The sequence below is a fragment of the Geodermatophilus sp. CPCC 206100 genome, from assembly GCF_048569675.1.
GTDB lineage: Bacteria > Actinomycetota > Actinomycetes > Mycobacteriales > Geodermatophilaceae > Geodermatophilus.
Genome location: NZ_JAQISV010000037.1, coordinates 49,277 through 66,104, shown reverse-complemented (window position 1 = coordinate 66,104; position 16,828 = coordinate 49,277). Strand labels below are relative to the sequence as shown.

At 74.2% G+C, this 16,828-nt stretch carries 18 protein-coding genes; 2 read left to right on the top strand and 16 right to left on the bottom strand.

Translation table 11 applies throughout. The features are described from left to right. Nucleotides 1-110: 110 nt before the first annotated feature. The 8 genes from PGN05_RS17430 to PGN05_RS17395 form a co-directional block, all read right to left on the bottom strand. Nucleotides 111-275: a hypothetical protein gene (locus PGN05_RS17430; protein WP_419753825.1), complete on the bottom strand. Its 165-nt coding sequence runs from the start codon at nucleotides 273-275 to the stop codon at nucleotides 111-113. Between the two features lie 20 nt (nucleotides 276-295). Further along, nucleotides 296-727, bottom strand: a complete 432-nt coding sequence (locus PGN05_RS17425) for an ATP-binding protein (protein ID WP_419753824.1) — start codon at nucleotides 725-727, stop codon at nucleotides 296-298. Between the two features lie 737 nt (nucleotides 728-1,464). Then, nucleotides 1,465-2,898, bottom strand: a complete 1,434-nt coding sequence (locus PGN05_RS17420; protein WP_419753823.1) for an NAD-dependent succinate-semialdehyde dehydrogenase — start codon at nucleotides 2,896-2,898, stop codon at nucleotides 1,465-1,467. A gap of 14 nt (nucleotides 2,899-2,912) precedes the next feature. Then, the gene (locus PGN05_RS17415) at nucleotides 2,913-3,905 is read right to left on the bottom strand and encodes an ornithine cyclodeaminase (protein ID WP_419753822.1); all 993 of its coding nucleotides are present in this window, start codon (nucleotides 3,903-3,905) and stop codon (nucleotides 2,913-2,915) included. Then, complete coding sequence (locus PGN05_RS17410) at nucleotides 3,902-4,921, bottom strand: dihydrodipicolinate synthase family protein (protein ID WP_419753821.1); 1,020 nt, start codon at nucleotides 4,919-4,921, stop codon at nucleotides 3,902-3,904. The genes PGN05_RS17415 and PGN05_RS17410 overlap by 4 nt, the downstream gene beginning before the upstream one ends. 56 nt (nucleotides 4,922-4,977) lie before the next feature. Further along, nucleotides 4,978-5,175 (bottom strand): ferredoxin, encoded by a 198-nt coding sequence (locus PGN05_RS17405; RefSeq protein WP_419753820.1) that lies wholly within the window; start codon nucleotides 5,173-5,175, stop codon nucleotides 4,978-4,980. A 25-nt stretch (nucleotides 5,176-5,200) separates the two neighbouring features. Beyond that, nucleotides 5,201-6,388, bottom strand: a complete 1,188-nt coding sequence (locus PGN05_RS17400) for an NADH-ubiquinone oxidoreductase-F iron-sulfur binding region domain-containing protein (protein WP_419753819.1) — start codon at nucleotides 6,386-6,388, stop codon at nucleotides 5,201-5,203. A gap of 88 nt (nucleotides 6,389-6,476) precedes the next feature. Continuing rightward, nucleotides 6,477-7,268, bottom strand: a complete 792-nt coding sequence (locus PGN05_RS17395) for an SDR family oxidoreductase (protein WP_419753818.1) — start codon at nucleotides 7,266-7,268, stop codon at nucleotides 6,477-6,479. Between the two features lie 134 nt (nucleotides 7,269-7,402). Between PGN05_RS17395 and PGN05_RS17390 the strand changes: the two genes are divergently transcribed. Together PGN05_RS17390 and PGN05_RS17385 are read left to right on the top strand one after the other, a co-directional pair. Next, nucleotides 7,403-8,308 carry a LysR family transcriptional regulator gene (locus tag PGN05_RS17390; RefSeq protein WP_419753817.1) on the top strand — a complete coding sequence of 302 codons (906 nt, stop codon included), beginning with the start codon at nucleotides 7,403-7,405 and terminating at the stop codon, nucleotides 8,306-8,308. 99 nt (nucleotides 8,309-8,407) lie between these two features. Continuing rightward, on the top strand, nucleotides 8,408-9,340 hold the full coding sequence (locus PGN05_RS17385; RefSeq protein WP_419753816.1) for a VOC family protein: 933 nt from the start codon (nucleotides 8,408-8,410) through the stop codon (nucleotides 9,338-9,340). Between the two features lie 50 nt (nucleotides 9,341-9,390). On the opposite strand, the gene PGN05_RS17380 is transcribed toward PGN05_RS17385, so the two are convergent. The 8 genes from PGN05_RS17380 to PGN05_RS17345 all read right to left on the bottom strand — a co-directional run bounded on the left by PGN05_RS17380 (nucleotide 9,391) and on the right by PGN05_RS17345 (nucleotide 16,614). Beyond that, nucleotides 9,391-10,101 carry an SDR family oxidoreductase gene (locus PGN05_RS17380; protein WP_419753815.1) on the bottom strand — a complete coding sequence of 237 codons (711 nt, stop codon included), beginning with the start codon at nucleotides 10,099-10,101 and terminating at the stop codon, nucleotides 9,391-9,393. Then, complete coding sequence (locus tag PGN05_RS17375) at nucleotides 10,098-10,685, bottom strand: VOC family protein (protein WP_419753814.1); 588 nt, start codon at nucleotides 10,683-10,685, stop codon at nucleotides 10,098-10,100. The genes PGN05_RS17380 and PGN05_RS17375 overlap by 4 nt, the downstream gene beginning before the upstream one ends. Then, a complete protein-coding gene (locus tag PGN05_RS17370; protein ID WP_419753813.1) occupies nucleotides 10,682-10,939 on the bottom strand; it encodes a hypothetical protein in 258 nt (85 codons plus the stop codon). Before PGN05_RS17370 ends, PGN05_RS17375 begins: the two co-directional genes overlap by 4 nt. Before the next feature lie 16 nt (nucleotides 10,940-10,955). Further along, nucleotides 10,956-11,465: an aromatic-ring-hydroxylating dioxygenase subunit beta gene (locus PGN05_RS17365; RefSeq protein ID WP_419753812.1), complete on the bottom strand. Its 510-nt coding sequence runs from the start codon at nucleotides 11,463-11,465 to the stop codon at nucleotides 10,956-10,958. After that, entirely contained in the window at nucleotides 11,462-12,760 is a 1,299-nt protein-coding gene (locus tag PGN05_RS17360) for an aromatic ring-hydroxylating oxygenase subunit alpha (protein WP_419753811.1), read from the bottom strand. Before PGN05_RS17360 ends, PGN05_RS17365 begins: the two co-directional genes overlap by 4 nt. After that, nucleotides 12,757-14,310, bottom strand: coding sequence for a sugar ABC transporter ATP-binding protein (locus PGN05_RS17355; protein ID WP_419753810.1), 1,554 nt, complete (start codon nucleotides 14,308-14,310; stop codon nucleotides 12,757-12,759). The genes PGN05_RS17360 and PGN05_RS17355 overlap by 4 nt, the downstream gene beginning before the upstream one ends. Before the next feature lie 7 nt (nucleotides 14,311-14,317). Continuing rightward, entirely contained in the window at nucleotides 14,318-15,502 is a 1,185-nt protein-coding gene (locus PGN05_RS17350) for a sugar ABC transporter substrate-binding protein (protein ID WP_419753809.1), read from the bottom strand. 89 nt (nucleotides 15,503-15,591) lie between these two features. Next, nucleotides 15,592-16,614 carry an ABC transporter permease gene (locus PGN05_RS17345; RefSeq protein WP_419753808.1) on the bottom strand — a complete coding sequence of 341 codons (1,023 nt, stop codon included), beginning with the start codon at nucleotides 16,612-16,614 and terminating at the stop codon, nucleotides 15,592-15,594. Between the last annotated feature and the right edge of the window lie 214 nt (nucleotides 16,615-16,828).

Here is a 16,828-nt window from a genome sequence, read left to right as displayed (position 1 = left end):
CCGCACCGCCCAGCGGGCCACCGCGCGCGCCGGCCCGAGTCCGACCGACGGAGAGGTCCGGCGCACCCGCGCGCCGGCCGGCGAGAACACCCTCGCCCCCCGTCCGCGGATCAGGCGTTCGGATCCGGCGCCGCGCCCGGGTCGCCGTCCCAGTCCTTGCCGGCGACGTCGGCGTTCTCGGAGGCGCTGTCGGTCTGCTCGGCGACGGTGCGCACCATCTCCTCGTCGGACAGGCCCTCGCCCGCGTTCTCCGTGTGGCCGGTCGGCTCGCTCATCTCGCGCTCCTCGGTCGTCGTCAGGGTCGCTCCGCCCGTCCCCGGGAGCCGCTGTCGGCAAACTCCCGGACCACGCCCGCGAGGTCGAACCAGACCCGCTTCCCGCCCGGGTGGTCCTCGACGCCCCACCGCTCGGCGATCGAGTCGACCAGCCGCAGGCCGCGTCCGCGCGCGCCCGTGGACCGCAGCTCGCGCACGACCGGCCGCTCCGCGCTGCCGTCGACGACCGCGATCCGCAGTCGCGGGCCGGCGAGGGCGAGCTCCAGCGTGAAGGGGGCCTCGCCTCCGACGTGGTGGACGACGTTCGCGACGAGCTCGGCGACGAGGGATGCGGCGTCCTCGACGTCGTGCGGCGCCCCCCACGAGCGCAGCAGCTCGCGCACCAGGCGGCGCGCGACCGGCAGGCTGCGGAGCGTGGGGGCGAAGTCGTAGGACTCGCTGCGAAGGGACATCCGGGGCCCCGCCTCCGTGGGATCTGTGGTGACCGGGACGACGTACTCCGATCACGCACTGTTTCGTGGTGCACGACACAACCACACTGGGTCGATGGTGACAACGCCCCTTGTCGCCGCCCTCCACCAGAGGACACGGCCCCTTGCGCGCAACCCCTCACGCGCCGGATAGTGACCAACACGATTGCCCACTACCCAGTGGGGTCCATCCACCGCGGAGGCACCAGTGACGACCGAGCTCGCCGAGCGGGATCCGTCCCCCGCTGACGTCCCGGACCCGGCCGTCCAGGCGCTCAGCGACCTGCTCGCCGTCCTCGACACCTGCATCGACGAGCTGGACTCCGCCCGCAGCCGCGCCCGGACGCTCCTGGCCGCGCGCCGGACCGGTGAGCCGTGGCTGGCCATCGTGACGGAGGAGTCCCGCCCGCTGGTGGTGGAACAGATCAGCACGGTCATGGCCGCCCTCGCCACGGCCGGCGGCGCCTGGCGCCGCGAGCAGGCCCACGCGCTGCAGTCGGAGCAGGTGAGCATCAACCGCATCGCGGCGCTGTTCGGGGTGACCCGCCAGCGCACCCCGGCCCTGCGGCGGGAGCGGGCCCAGTCCCACGCCTGCCCCGATCCGCCGTCGGTCCCCGCGGGGGACCGACGGCCCACCACCGACGGTTCTCGCGACAACCGACGGCCCACCACCGACGGTTCTCGCGACAACCGACGGTCTACCGACGGTCTCCACGGGGTCAGCGGTAGGGGATCGCGGTGTACTTGGTGTCCAGGAACTCGCGGATGCCCTCGCTGGCGCCCTCGCGGCCGATCCCGGACTGCTTGACCCCGCCGAACGGAGCGGCCGGATCGGACACCACGCCGCGGTTGAGCCCCACCATCCCCGCCCGCAGCCGGCGCGACACCGACAGGCCCCGGTCGAGGTCGCGCGTGTACAGGTAGGCGATCAGGCCGTGCTCGCTGTCGTTGGCCAGCGCGACCGCCTCCTCGACGGAGGAGAACCGGACGAGGGGGGCCACCGGCCCGAAGACCTCGGTGCGCAGGATCGCCGCGTCGGGCTTGACGTCGGCCAGCACGGTCGCGCGGTAGTGGTAGCCGGGCAGGCCGCCGTCGTCCCCGCCGGCGGTGACCGAGGCACCGGCGGCCACGGCCTCCTCGACCAGGCCGGCCACCTTGTCCCGCGTCGCGGCGTTCACCAGCGGACCCAGCTCGACCTCCTCGTCCAGGCCGTTGCCGATCCGGACGTCGGCCATCCGCGCCGACACCGCGGACACGAAGTCGTCGGCGATCGGGTCGGCGACGTAGACACGGTTGGCGGCGGTGCACGCCGATCCGCCGTTGCGCAGCTTGGCCACCATCAGGCCCTCGACGGCGTCGTCCAGGTCGGCGTCCTCGAGGACGACGAACGGGGCGTTGCCACCCAGCTCCATCGACGTCCGGACGACGTTGTCGGCCGCGGCCGCCAGCAGGACGCGGCCGACCTCGGTGGACCCGGTGAACGACAGGGCACGGACCCGCGGGTCGTGCAGCGCGTGGTGGACCAGCGGGCCGGACCGGCGGGTGCACACCACGTTGAGCACGCCGCGGGGCAGGCCGGCGCGCTCCAGCAGGTCGACCAGAGCGAGGGCGGTGAGCGGCGTCTCGGCGGCCGGCTTGAGGACGGCGGTGCAGCCCGCCGCGAGCGCGGGGGCGATCTTGCGGGTCGCCATCGCCGCCGGGTAGTTCCACGGGGTCACCAGCAGGGCCACGCCCACCGGCTCCTCGGTGACCATGATCCAGTTCTGCCCGTTCGGCGAGCGGCGCATGTCGCCCGGGACGCGGACGGCCTCCTCGGCGAACCAGCGGAAGAACTCCGCCGCGTAGGTGACCTCGCTGCGGGCGTCGCGCAGCGCCTTGCCGTTCTCCCGCACGATCAGCCGGGCGAGTTCATCCGCCTCGGCGGTCATCAGCTCCCAGGCGCGCCGCAGGACCTCGCTGCGTGCCCGCGGCGGGAGGTCGGCCCACGGCTGCTGAGCGCGCTCGGCGGCGTCGATGGCGGCGTCCACATCGGCGATGCCGGCGTCGGCCACCGAGCCGACGACCTCGAGGGTGGCGGGGTCCACCACCGGGATCGGGTCGGACGGGACCGCCGGCTCGCGCCAGGAGCCGTCGACGTACAGGCCGGTTCGCATCGGGACTCCCGGGGTCAGAGGTTGCGCTTGACGTCGGTGAGGCTGTCGACCACCCGGCCCGGGTGCTCCTCGGCCTCGAGCAGGGCCACGAGGTCGCGGGCGAGCACGAGGTCCTGCTCGGGCGAGCCGATGGACTTGTAGACGGTCGTGCCGCCCGGGTCGCGCGGGCCGGCCAGGTAGTCGCCGAGCAGCCGCACCCGGGAGGGGTCCAGGCCGCGGTCGAGCGCCTCGATCGCGTCCCCCGACTCCTCGAGGACGTCGGGGGTGTCGATCACCAGGCAGTCGGCCTTGGCCAGCACGTCGCCGTCGAGCTCCCGCTGGTCGGGCATCGTGCTGCCGATCGAGAGCACCAGGGGCACGTCGGCGAGGTCGGCCGGCCCGGCGACCACCCGGCCGCCGGAGGCGGTGGCGAGGTAGGCGATGTCGGCGCCGGACGCGGACTCCGCCGCGGTCGCCACCGGCGCGACCGGGACGCCGAGCTCGGCCGACAGGCGCTCGGCGAACCCGCGGCGGTTGGCCTCGCTGCGGCTGCTGACCCGGGCCGCCCCGACCGGCAGCGCCGAGCACAGGGCCCGGAGGCCGGCCTCCGCCTCGGCACCCGACCCGATCACGCCGACGGTGAGCGGGCCCCGGGCGTCGGTGGTGGACGCCGCGGCCGCCGCCGTCGCCGCCGCCGCGGTCCGCAGCGTGGTGATCAGCGCGGCGTCGACGATGCCGAGCGGCCGGCCGTCGTCGGTGGCGAACAGGTGGATCGCGTAGCGCAGCCGGCCGCCGGGCGAGTAGTGGAACTCCTTGTAGCCGAACACCCCGATCTCGGGCAGGGCGGCGCCGAGCACGCGCATCCAGCCGCCGGGCAGCCGGAGGTTCATCCGGCGGATGTCCGCCTCCGGGTCCCGGCGGACCCGGGCGGCGGTGCGCGCCGCCTCGAGCGCGAGCTCCGGCCGCCCGAACCGCTGCACCTCGGCGGCGGTGACGACCCGGACCCGCGTGTCGTCGGTCTCGATCACTTGACGTGCCGCCCGCGGAAGAACTCGGTGTCCGGCTCGTCGGTGACCGCCAGCCCGCTGGCCACGGCGGCGCTGCGCAGCGTCTGCATCTGCCGGTCGGTGAGCCGCATGTGCGGCGGGCGCACCACGCCGCCGTTGAAGCCCTGCAGCCAGCCCTGGTACTTCCACAGCATCCGGTGCACGAACACGGTGCCGGCGTTGGCCTCCTTCATGAGGGCGCCGGTCGCCTTGCGGGCCGGGTGCAGCCGCCAGTAGAGGTCCATGGCCTCGTCGTAGCGGGCCGGGTCCTGCAGCAGCGCGAAGTACCGCGGGACCTCGGCGCCGAAGTACTCGTAGTTGGACGTGCCCATCCACGGCATCCCGTAGGTGCTGGTCCAGGCCGGGGAGTTCATCTCCAGCGGATCGGCCACGACGACGCGGCCGGCGAACCGGCGGAACACCTCGGCGATCCCCGCGACGCCCGGCTCGCCGACCTCGTTCTTGATGCCGACGACGTTGGGGGCGGTCTCCACCAGCTCCTCGAGCCAGGGGACGGCGAAGCCCGTCGGGTGCAGCCGCTCGAAGTTCCACAGCCCCATCGCGAACACGACCAGGCCCATGTCGCTGGCCTGCGCCAGGGTCCGGGTGTACTCGACGACCTCCGCGCCGCTCTGCGGGTAGAAGCCCAGCGGGTAGGAGGGCAGGACCAGGTCGACGCCGGCCCGCGCCGCGTACCGGACGATCTCGACGTTCTCTTCGAGGGTGCCCGCGGCGGCCTGGATCACGGTCACCATGCCCCCGGCCTCGGCGACCGAGACGTCGATGAAGCGCCGCAGCTCCTCGGGCGTGGTGCCGCACTCGGCGACGATGAGGAAGCCGCTGAAGCCCAGCTCACGCTCCCGCTGGATGTCGTGGGCGATGGCCTCCTCGTCGAGGCCGGACAGGTCCTGGGTGAAGGAGGGCATCACGCAACCGGTGACACCCCGCAGGTTCTCCAGGGCCCAGGCCCGTGCCTCACCTGCCGCGAACTTGGCCATGGCGGCTCGCTCTCTCTCGTCGTCGGTGGATGTCGTGGGGTGCGGGATGTCGGGGGTCAGGCCTCGAGGACCCGGATGGCGGCCACCGGGCAGGCGGTGATCGCCTCCTGCACCGCCGCCCGGTGCTCCTCGCCGACCAGCCCGTCGCCGCGGGCGGTGGCGTAGCCGAAGTCGTCGAGCTCGAAGAGGTCGGGCGCGGTCTCGGCGCACAGCCCGTAGGCGTCGCACTTGGTGGAGTCGACCTGGATCTTCACGGCGCGGGTCCTCTCGGCGGTCGGGTCAGGGGGTGGGCACCCGGAAGCGGGTGTCCGGGTCGGCGCGCCGGGCGGCCGCGGCGCAGGGCTCGCAGGGGGCGACCGCGTGCCGCGCGACGTCGTCGGCGAACTGGGTGAGCAGGGTCCGCACCAGGCAGGCCGCGCCGTCGAGGGTCGCGCAGGAGCCGCGGCCGGGGAGCGTGTGCGACCAGCGCTCGAGCCGGGCGACGTCCTCGGACTCGGCCCGGCCCGTCCCGATGCGGAGCAGGGCCTGGTGCATGGCCGCGGTGCCCTTGAAGCAGGAGCCGCACTGGTGGGCGTTCTCCCGGTCGAAGAACGCCATGACGTCGGTGGCGACGTCCACCGGGCACGCGCCGGGCAGCACGAGGAACGACCCGCACCCGACGCCGGACCCCAGCCGGCGGAAGCCGTCGAAGTCCAGCGGCGCGTCGAGGGCCCCCTCGGGCAGGAAGCCGGAGAAGAACCCGCCGGCGAGGACGGGGGCGCCCGCGGGGACCGCCAGGCCCAGCGTCCGGTCGACGGCGTCCCGCAGCCGGGTGCCCACCGGCACCTCGGTCAGAACCGCGCGCTCGGGGCCGAGCAGGGTGAGCAGGAGCTGGTCGGGTCCGGGGTCGCGGCCGAGGGCGGCCGCCGTCCAGAGCCGGCCGGCGCGGGCCAGCGTCTCGACGTTCATCACCGCCGTGGGCCGCCCCCCGACGCCCGCCTCGAACGGGCGGGGCGGCTTCTGGGTGGGCAGGGCGGGCCCGCCGTCGAGCGCGCGGACGACCGCGGTCTCCTCGCCGCTGACGTAGCCCCGCGGCGCCAGGAACACCTCGACGTCGCCGAGGCCGCGCTCGGCCAGCGCCTCCTCCACCCGGCGGCGGGACCCGGGGTCGGAGACGTAGACGACGGCCACCTCGGCGTCGAGCGCCCGCCGGACGACGTCCAGGCCCTCGAGCACGGCGTGCGGCCGGTGCCGCAGCAGGTACCGGTCCTTGCAGCTGGCCGGCTCGCCCTCCTCGCCGTTGGCGACGACGGCCACCGGTCCCCCGGACCGGCGCTCGGCGACCGCCGCGACCTTGCGCCACGCCGGGAACCCCGCGCCGCCGCGGCCGCGCAGGTCCGCCGACCGCAGCACCTCGACGAGGGCGGCGGCATCCGGCGCCGGCACGGCCGGGGAGGACGCGCGGAACGCCGCGAGGGACTCCGACACGGAGCCGGACGGGAGGAGCAGGCCGGGGAGCTCGCCGGGGACGACCTCCGGCACGGCATGGCCGGGGTGCGGCGCGACCTGGACGGTGTCAGGCAACGGACAGCCCGCCGTCCGGCCGCAGGACGGCGCCGGTCAGCCCCCGGCTCTGGCCGGTGAGCAGGTACAGGTAGTGGCCCACGAGGTCCTCGGGGCTGAGCACGGTGCCGAGGGGGTTGAGCGACCGGATCTGCCGGACGACGGCGTCGACGTCGCCGTAGACCTTCTGCTCGCCGCTCTCCGGCGTGAGGCTGCTCAGGCCGGTCGGCACGCCGCCGGGCGCCACCGCGTTGACCCGCACGCGCGGGGCGAGCTGGGCGGCCAGGGACCGCACCACCCCGAGAGCCGCGTGCTTGGACGCCGCGTAGGCCAGGCCCGCGCCGTTGCCGGACACCACGTACGACGCGTCGGACAGGGTGAAGACCATCGTGCCGCCGGCCTGCGCGACCGCCTCCGCGGCGGCGCACGCGCCCACCATGTAGCCGACGACGTTGACGTCGAGCACCCGCCGGCCGAGGTCGCGGACCTGGGTGGGCGTCAGGTCGGTGACCGCGGCGCCGCCGTCGTGGACGCCGGCGTTGCCGATGAAGGCGTCCAGCCGGCCGAACTCGCGCAGCGCCAGCGCCACCGCGGACTCGTTGGCCTCGGGGTCGGTGACGTCGCCGCGGACCCGCAGCAGCCGCCCCGGACCGTCGTCCTCCGCGCCCTCGCCGGTGCCGTCGGTGCGGTCGAGGTCGACGACGGAGCAGCCGAGCCGCCGCAGCGCCCGGGAGAGCGCCAGGCCGATCCCCGAGGCCCCACCGGTGAGGACGACGGCCCGCCCGTCGAGCTCCGACTGCTGCACGAGCGCCCCTTCCGCGGCCGCGAGACCATGGCCAACCCTGCACTGGGTGGATACGATGATCGCAATGTGGATGTGATGTTCGTGCGCGCGTCTCGCGATGTCAAGGGACGCCGGAGCCGGCGGGAGGTCCCCGGGTGCAGCTGCGCAGCGTCGACCTGAACCTGCTCGTCGCCCTCGACGCGCTGCTCGCCGAGCGCAGCGTCACCGCGGCCGCCGAGGCGCTGTCGGTCGGCCAGCCGGCCATGAGCGCCACCCTCGGCCGGCTGCGCAAGCTGTTCGACGACCCCCTGCTGGTCAAGGTGGGCAACGAGCTGCAGCCGACCCCGCTGGCCGAGGCGCTGCGCCGGCCGGTGCGCGACGTCCTGGACCAGGTACAGGCCGTCCTGTCCGTGCGCGGCACCTTCGACCCGGCGACGGCGTCCCGCACGTTCACGGTGGTCGCCAGCGACTACGTCGGCCTGGTCCTGCTGCGCCCGCTGGTGCGGCGGCTCGCCGGGGCCGCGCCGCACGTCCGGCTGTCGGTGCGCCCGGTGACCACGGAGTTCCTGGCCGAGCTGCGGCGCGGCCAGGTGGACCTCGCCGTCGTCCCGCAGGACCTCGTGCCCGAGGGCGCGGACCTCCAGTTCGAGGAGCTGTTCACCGACCGCTACGTGTGCGCGGTGGACCGCGCCAACCCCGACGTCGGGGACCGGTTGTCGGTGGAGCAGTTCGCCCGGCACCCGCACCTGGCCAGCGGCGGGGGCGCGCTCCCGGCGCTCGGCCAGCGCGAGCTCGAGCCGCTGGGCGTCCCCTACCGGGCCGAGCTGAGCACCCAGACCTCGCTGCTGGCCCCGTTCTTCCTCACCGGCACCGACCTGGTCACCGTCGTCCTCGAGCGGCTCGGCCGGGAGCTGGGGGACGCCGCCGGGATCCGGCTGGTCGAGCCCCCGATCCCGCTGCCGACCATCGCCGAGACGATGTACTGGCACCCCCGGCGCGCCGAGGACCCCGGGTCCCACTGGCTGCGGGGTCAACTGCGGGAGCTCGCCCGGGAGCTGTGACCCATCGACCGCGTCGATGGACCCCATCACCGGCCGTTCCTGGTCAGCGGCCCGGTCCCGACCTACCGTCGTCCGCACTCGCGTTCCCGAAGGAGAGCCGTGACCACCGCACCGACCAGCCCGATCACGCACCTGCGGCACGTCGGCATCGCCGCGCCGGACTTCGCCCGGGCCGCCGAGTTCTACCGGACCGCGTGGGGCCTCACCCAGGTCGCCGAGGACGGCGGGATCGCCTTCTTCGGCAGCCCGGCATCGCCGGAGAACTACCTGCTGCGCGTGCGCCAGGACACCGCCAAGCGGCTCGACGTCGTGGCCTTCGGTGTCGGGGAGGCCTCCGACGTCGACGCCCTCGCCGAGCGGCTGGCGACCAGCGGCACCCGGATCGACCGGGAGCCCGGCAAGCTCGACACCCCGGGCGGCGGGTACGGGTTCCGCTTCTTCGACCCGGACGGCCGGCTGATCGAGATCTCCAGCGACGTGGCCGAGCGGCCGGCCCGCGAGCTGGAGCCCAAGGAGTCGATCCCGCGCAAGCTCAGCCACGTCGTCTTCAACTCCACCGACGTGCCGGCCACCCAGGCGTTCTACGAGACGCACCTGGGCCTGCGGCTCAGCGACTGGCTGGCCGACCAGATGTGCTTCCTGCGCAGCGGCGAGGAGCACCACCTCATGGCCATCGCCAAGGGTCCGCACGTCGCGCTCAACCACGTCAGCTTCGAGATGCGCGGTCTCGACGAGTACATGCGCGGCACCGGCCGGCTCGTGCGCGGCGGGCACCGGCTGCTGTGGGGCCCCGGCCGGCACGGCCCGGGCGACAACACCTTCTCCTACTTCTTCGACCCGCTCGGCAACGTCATGGAGTACACGACCGAGCTGGAGAAGATCGAGGACCAGGAGACGTGGGAGCCCCGGGTGTTCGAGATCAACGACGAGAACTCCGACCAGTGGGGCACCGCCAACCCGATCGACGAGGTCTTCATCCCCGCCCAGTTCAACGACCCCGACCAGGGGCTCTGGCACTCCTCGCCGGTCTGACCGGCCGGGTGCGCCCGGTCCCGCACCGGGACCGGGCGCGGCCCGTCCGCTCAGGGCTGGCGGGTGTGCGCGACCTGCAGCTCCCGCACCGTGACGTGCGGGGGCAGGTCGCAGGCGAACGCCACCACCTCGGCGACGTCCTCGGGGTCGAGCAGGTGCTCCCGCCCGGCCAGGTACTCCTCCCGGAGCTCGGCGGCCGGGATCGAGTCGGCCAGGCTGGTCGCCACCATGCCGGGGGCGATCTCGACGACCCGGACCCCCCGCGGCGCCGCCTCCAGCCGTAGCGCGTCGCACAGCGCGTGCACGGCCGCCTTCGCCGCGCAGTAGGCCGCGTGCCGCGCGAACACCTGGCGGGCACCGAGCGAGGAGACCACCACGACGGTGCCGCTGCCCCGCGCCAGCATCGCCGGCAGCACCAGCCGGGTCAGGCCCGCCACCGCGAGGACGTTCACGTCGAACGTCGTGCGCCACTCCCCCGCCGGCTGCGCCGCCACGTCGCCCAGGGGCATGACGCCGGCGTTGTTGACCAGCGTCTCCACCGGTCCGAACCGCTCCGTGGCCTCCGCCAGGGCCGCCGCCACCGCCTCCTCGTCCCGGACGTCGACCGCCGCCACCAGCGCGCCCTCCAGCCCCAGCGCGGCCATCTCCGCCTCCCGGCGGGCCAGGAGCAACAGCGGCCGGCCCGTCGCGGCCAGCCGGCGGGCGATGGCCGCACCGAGGCCGGCGCTGGCGCCGGTGACGACGGTGAGGCCGCGGCTCATGCCCAGAGGGTCCGGGGGTCGGCCGGGGAGTACAGCCGCTCGGGGGTCTCCCGCTCGTAGGCCTTGCCGTGGGGGTAGCTGATCAGCTCCAGCGGCTGGCCCCAGGGCGTCAGGAAGAAGCAGAACTGCGCGCGCTCCGCCGCCTCGGGCCCGGGCAGGGGCAGCGGGCCGCCGAGCACCCGCGCGTCGCTCTCCCGGAGGAAGGCGACCGCGCGGTCCATGTCGTCGACGTACAGGGCGATGTGCGCGCTGCCGACGTCGCTGGTCCTGGGCACGCGGTGCACCTGGTCCGGGGACTCGAACTGGAGCAGCTCCAGGTTGAGGTTGCGGGTGCGCAGCATCCGGATCTCCACGCAGCGGGCGCGCGGGTGCCGGTCGAAGTAGACGGTCTGGAAGTCCGACCCGTCGTCCTCGTAGGGCCCGTGCGAGTAGAACTCGACGAAGCCGAGCAGCCCGGTGAAGAACCGGCTGGCCTCCTCGATGTCGGGCACGGTGAGGCCCACGTGGTCGACGCCCCGGTTGCCGGGCAGCGACCCGGCGGTCGCCGACGGGGCGGCCCCGCCGGCGACCACCGGGTCGCTCACGCCTGTCCCGGGACCGGCGGCAGCTCGCCGTCCACCGTCGTGTCGGAGGCCTGCATGGCCACCCCCACGAGGTCGGCCAGCTCCTCGGGGCTGAAGCGGGTGAGCGCCTCGAGGACGGTGGCGTCGAGCAGGGCCGTGGTGCCCAGGTCGGAGCAGCTCACCTCCAGCCGGGTGCCGCGGCCGTGCGGTCGGACGGTCAGCCGCACGGCGGCGAACTCGTTGCGGATCTCGGTGCTGTCCAGCCCTGCGCTCATGCGGTGTCGGATCTCCTCAGTAGATGACGCTGGTCTGGCTGTCGTTGGGCAGTTCGGCGTCCAGGTACACGGTGCGGTGCCGCAGGCGCAGCCCGTCCGCCGTCTCGACGACGACGTCGCGCCGGCCGGCGCTGGACAGCGCGGGCGGCTCGGGCAGCCGGGACCGGACGACCATGACGTTGGTGGCCACGGTCCAGCCGGAGCCGTCGACCGCCCGGTCGACGATCCGCAGGTTGCTGACGAAGTGCCGGATGAACGCCGCCGGCCGCTCGGCCCACGCGTAGTCCGACCCGACCCGGCTGAACCGCATCGCGAGGAAGCTCTTGGACTCGTGCGCGAGGTAGAGCCCCTCGGCGTACTGCGACAGCGCCGGGTCCTCCCGGGACAGCGGCACCGGCATCTCGTAGACGAAGTCGTCGGTCAGCAGCCCGAGCCAGTCGTCGTACCGGCGCTCGTCGAGCGCCGCGGACTCCTCGACGAGGAAGTCCGTCAACCGGGTGCGCAGGTCGGGGTCGACGGTGGTCACTGCGCGTCTCCTCCGTTCAGCACCGCCGCGTACCGGCGGTAGAAGTTGCGCTGGTTGACCTCGCTGAGGTCCTGGTTCACCACGGTGCACGGCCCGGTGAACGGCGGCTGGTCGGCCGAGGGCGGCACCCCGACCCCGAGGTCGTAGTTGAGCGGGACGTCGGCGGCGGCCGGGCCGCCCAGCCCGGCGTCGATCCGGCGGAAGTTCTCCAGGTCGTCGGCCTCGAAGTAGGACGACGCCCCGTGCTGGCGGATCGAGTAGAGGTAGGACTGCTTCTTCCACTCCTCGGGCGCGTCCTTGGGCACCAGGCTCCAGTAGGTCACCTCGTGCGAGTGCGGGTCGACCGGCATGACGCTGCGCACCTGGGTGAAGGCCGTCTGGCCCACGGCGTCGTCGCCGAACTGCACCGGCGCGGTCGTGATGAACGGCATGTTGGGGAAGACGGTGCCGTGGATGACCGAGCTGGCGGCGCGGAAGGCCGAGGCGTCGGGCAGGTCCTGGTCGCCGGTGCCGGCGAGGAGGGCGTCGGGGTAGCCGAAGACGATGCCGGCCGCCTCCTCGTCGTCGACGTACTGCGCGCGGACGCCGTGGCCGTTGGGCGAGGAGATGCAGAAGCCGCGGGTCTTGCCGGCCTGCTTGCCCATCACGCCCAGCTCGAACATCGTCCGGTGCGCGATCCGCAGGTGGTAGCCGTCGCCGATGAAGTTCTCGGCGTGGATCTTCCAGTTGCCCCGGATCACCACCCGGTGCGCGCCGCCGTAGACCTCCATGCCGCCGGGGAAGAAGCCGAACACCCGGTCCAGGTACCAGCGGAAGTCGCCCAGGTGCTCCTCGAGGGAGGGCCCGTCCTGGTCGAAGGTGGCGAAGACCAGGCCGTGCAGCACCCCGACGCGGGCCTGGCGCAGCCCGAGCGAGCCGAGGTCGAGGTCGGGGCCGTAGACCGACCGGCGGCCGGGCACGCCGCGCAGCCGGCCGTCGTTGCCGAACGTCCAGCCGTGGTAGCCGCACCGGAAGTTGGCCGAGTTGCCGAACGCCGCCTTGCAGACCTGGGTGCCGCGGTGCGTGCACGAGTTGTGCAGCACGTGGACCTCCCCGGACTCGCTGCGGGTCAGGATCACCGGGTCGGCGCCCATCCGCCGGGTCACGTAGTCCCCGGGCTGCGGGACCTCGGACTCGAAGCCCACGAGCAGCCACGTCTTCGCGAAGATCGTGGCCAGCTCCTCGGCGAGGACCTCCTCCTCGGTGTACAGGCGGCGGCTGACCGCCGGCCGCGTGCTGGTGTCCTCGATCGTCATCGGGTGGATCCCTCCGTCGTTGTCCGGTGCGCCGCCGACTCGCCCATGGCGTAGCAGGCCGCGTAGATCTCGTCGATGTGGGCCGTCCCGGCCGGGAGCTCGCCGACCAGCGCGCCGCGCCGCATGACCAGCACCCGGTCGGCGCACTCGGCCACCTCCTCGGCGTCCGACGACACGTACAGGACGCCCAGCCCCCGGTCCACGAGGTCGCGCACGCGGCGCATGAGCGCGCGGCGGGTGCCCTCGTCCACGCCCTGGGTCGGCTCGTGCAGGACGACGATGCGCGGGTCGTGCTCGAGGACCCGCGCGAACAGGACCTTCTGCTGGTTGCCCCCGCTCAGCGCCGACATCGGCAGCTCGGGGTCGGCGGGCACGACGGCGTAGTCGCGGCAGATCGTCTGGGCCCAGGTCTTCTCCCGGCGGACCCGCAGCAGCCCGCCGGTCCGGTGCGCCGGCCGGCTGGCCGGCGACAGGTTCTCCCGCACGCTCCCGCGGGGCACCACGCCGCGCCGCAGCCGGTCGGCCGGCAGCACCCCCAGGCGGCTGCGCTGGGCGTCACGGACGCTGCGCCCGGTGTAGGGCGCGGCGTCGACGACGACCTCCCCCGCCACCCGCCGGGTGACGCCGCAGACCAGGTACGGCACGTCGTCGTGGCCGGCACCCGCGGCGCCGGTGAGCCCGACGATCTCCCCCGGGCGCACGCCGAAGCTGAGCTGGTGCACGCCGGCGCCGGTCAGGCCGCGCACCTCCAGCACCTGGTCGGTCGCCTCCCGCGCCGGGCCGGAGCCCCCGCTCACCGGCGGGGGCACCCGGCCGCCGCTGATCAGCGCCAGCAGGTCGTCCTCGGTGACCGCGGCGACGTCGACGGTGTCGACCACCTGCCCGCTGGCCAGCACCGTCGCCCGGTCGGCGACGGTCAGCACCTCAGACATGTGGTGGGTCACCAGGAGCACGCCGCCGCCGTGCGCCGCGACCGCCCGGGCCGACGCGAGCACCTTCTCCGCGTCGGGTCCGCGCAGCGCCGCGGTGGCCTCGTCCAGGACCAGCAGGTCCAGGCCCTCGAGACCGCCGCTGGCCTTGAGCGCCCGCGCGATGGCGGTGATCGCCTGGTCGGCCGGCGAGAGGTCCTCGACGACGTCGTCCAGCCCGAAGTCGGCGCCCAGCGAGGCCAGGATCGCCGCCACCGCGCGGCGCTCGCGCTTCCAGTCGATGAGCCCGAACCGGCGGGCGTACGTGCCCATCCCGCAGTTCTCGACCACCGTCGCCGGCCGGCACAGGCCCAGGTCCTGGTGGACGATGCCGATCCGCGGGGCGCCGCCCTCGGCCGCCGCCACGCTGATCGAGCCGGTGTCCGCCGACTGGAACCCGCTGATGATCTTCACCAGCGTGGACTTGCCGCAGCCGTTGTGGCCCAGCAGCGCGTGCACCTCGCCGGGCCGGACCTCGAAGCTGACGTCGCGCAGCGCGTGGGTGGCGCCGAACTGCTTGCCGACGCCACTCAGCGCCAGCGCCCAGGCCGGGCGCGGACCGCTGCTCGACGTCACTGCCACGCCCCGCTCACACCATGCCCCAGAGCTGGCGGAAGCCGTCCTGGTAGCCGGTGCCGAACAGCGCCTCGTTCACCGCGGCCTGCGAGCTGGTGTCGACGCCGTCGAGGTCGTCGGTGCCCACGTAGCGGATCGGCAGCACCGGGTCAGCCGGGTCCATGCCGAGCATCCCGCGCATGGCCTGGTCCATCGCGGCCCAGGCCGCCCAGTCGTTGTTCTGCGCCGGGTCGGCGACCAGGATGTCGCCGTCGGCCACGAGGTCGAGGGCGGCGGCGGTGCCGTTGAACGAGGCCATCTGGACCTTGCCGGTGCTGCCGGCCTGGCGGACGCCGGTGCTGGCGAACAGCGCCATGCCGTCGTAGATGGGCAGCATGAAGTTCACGTCGGGGCTGCTGCGCAGGACCGACGCGGCCTGGCCGGGCAGCTCGGTGGCCCAGTCGACCAGGGCGGTGTCGGTCTCCTGGTACTCGCAGTCCTCGCACTGGTCGAGCACCCCGGTGATGCCGTCGACCATCACCGGGGAGACGGTGAGCTCCGAGGTGTTCATGATGACCACGTTGGCCTGGCCGTCGGTCTCGACGACGGCCGTGGCGCCCAGCAGCCGGCCGACCAGGTCGCTGTCCGGGGCGACGTTGCCGAAGACGTTCGGGTCGGAGCCCTGACCGGGGGCGTCGGGGTCCGGCGGGGTGTTGATGACGTCGACCACCGGGATGCCGGCGTCCTTCGCCGCGGCGATCTGGTCGGCGATGATCTGCACCGGCAGGCCCAGGCTGATGATGGCGTCGGCCTGGTTGTTGATCGCCTGGGTGATGCCCTGGTTGACCTGGGTCGGGTTCCCCTGGCCGTCGAAGACGCTCGCCGTGATGCCGACCTCCTCGGCCACCGCCTGGAAGCTCTCGGCCACCTCCGCCAGGGCCGGCACGCGCAGGTCGATGGCGATGACGGAGATCGTCCGGCCCTGCACCTGGCCGGCGTCGAGCTCGGGGCCGGGCGCCTCGAACTCCGGCTGGGCCGAGTGCTCGTCGATCAGCGCCTGCATCTCGGCCACGAGGCCGGAGGCGTCGGCGCCGCCCCCGCCCCCGCCGCCGGAGTCGCCGTCGCCGGAGCAACCGGCGGTGAGCACCAGCGCCAGCGCGGCAGCGCCGCCGGCGAGGAGCCGGGACCGGCCGGCGCGGGCCGGGGAGTTGACCGACATGGAGGTGCCTCCTGCGTTCGGGTGGGGCGGACGGGGGTGGTGCCGGTCGGGGAGCGCGCGGCGGCGGGGCCGCCGGACCGGGGTGGCGGTCAGCGCTTCCCGCCGAAGATCCGGGAGAAGGCGACGGCGACGATGAGGACCGCGCCGTTGAACACGTCGGTGACCCAGCTGCTGAAGCCGAGGACCTGGAAGCCGACGGTGCCGACGGCGAGCAGGTAGACGGCCCAGAGGGTGCCCCAGACGTTGAACCGGCCCGGGGTGAACGCCGTGGCGCCGAGGAAGGCGGCGGCGTAGGCGGGCAGCAGGTAGGGCGAGGCGATGGTCGGGCTGGCGGCGCCGATCTGCCCGACGAGCATCACCCCGGCGCAGGCGGCCAGGAAGCTCGAGGTGATCAGCGAGCCGACCCGCAGGGCACTGACCCGGATGCCGGCCAGCGCGGCGGCGGTCGGCGCCTCGCCGGTGAAGAAGATGTTGCGGCCCAGGGGCATCTTCTGCAGCAGCACCCAGCCGACGACCGCGACCAGCAGCATCACCGGGAAGGCCGCCTCGACCCCGAGGACGTCGGCGCGGAAGAAGTCGGTGAGCCCGTCGGGGATGCCGCCGATCGTCGTCGTCCCGGCCAGGCCGATCGCGACGCCCGTCACCAGGGTGCCCATGCCCAGCGTGACGATGAACGAGTGGATGCCGACCTTCACGACGAAGAAGGCGGTGACCGCCCCGATGCCGATCGCCGCCAGCAGGACGACGAGCACGGCGGTGCCCACGGAGAAGCCCTCCGCCGTCGTCAGGTAGGCCACGACGCTCGCCGACATGCCCATGACCGAGGCGGCGGACAGGTCGAACTCCCCGACGAGCAGCACCACGGTGACGCCGATCGCCAGCAGGGCGAGCGACGCCTGGATCCCCAGGGTCGACTGCAGGTTGGCCGTGGTCGCGAACGAGTCCGGCCGGAGGGCGGAGAACAGCGCGACCAGCACCAGGAGCGCCACGAGGAGCGCGTACCGCTGCAGCACGAGGGCGCCGGCCCGGCGCACCAGCCCGGCCCCGCCGGCCGCCGGCGCCGAACGCGCCGCCAGCTCGGGTGTCCCGAGCCGGGGATCCGTCGTCACCATGCGCGTCTCCTCGTCGTGCGGCGCTGCCGTCCGGTCGATCCGCCCGCCCCGGGGGGCGCGCTGCGGCCGGAACGCTAAGCCGCGGGCGTATCGATCATGTGACTAGCGTGTTTGCAATGAGAGCAAGATGCTCGAAACCGCGCACCTCGTCAAGGGCTTCGAGTGAGCTGCGACACGCCCGGTACGAGAAGCAGACCGGCAGGTGGGCACGGCG